Raw genomic sequence first — 315 nt, forward strand, 5'->3', positions numbered from 1 at the left:
GATCTGGATACCTCGTAGGAGAAGTCGACGTGCCCAGGAGTGTCGATCATGTTAAGAAGGTGAGTGACACCGTCAACCTCCCACGGCATCCGCACTGCCTGGGACTTGATGGTGATTCCGCGTTCCCGCTCAATATCCATGCGGTCTAAGTACTGGGCGCGAGCACTGCGCTCGTCAAGGACACCAGCGATTTGCAACATCCGATCAGCTAGAGTCGACTTGCCGTGGTCAATGTGCGCAATGATACAGAAGTTCCGGATGACGGCCGGATCTGTACTGCCAGGCTGAGGCGCGGACATCTGCTCCCTCATATAT

General features: G+C 55.9%; 1 protein-coding gene. It reads right to left on the reverse strand.

Translation table 11 applies throughout. The features are described from left to right. Positions 1–299, reverse strand: a 299-nt coding sequence (locus tag CKO33_RS13240; RefSeq protein ID WP_242472643.1) for a GTP-binding protein, incomplete at its 3' end; no start/stop codon positions are given. Between the last annotated feature and the right edge of the window lie 16 nt (positions 300–315).

It is taken from the genome of Ectothiorhodospira mobilis, assembly GCF_016584115.1.
Taxonomy (GTDB): Bacteria; Pseudomonadota; Gammaproteobacteria; order Ectothiorhodospirales; family Ectothiorhodospiraceae; genus Ectothiorhodospira; species Ectothiorhodospira mobilis.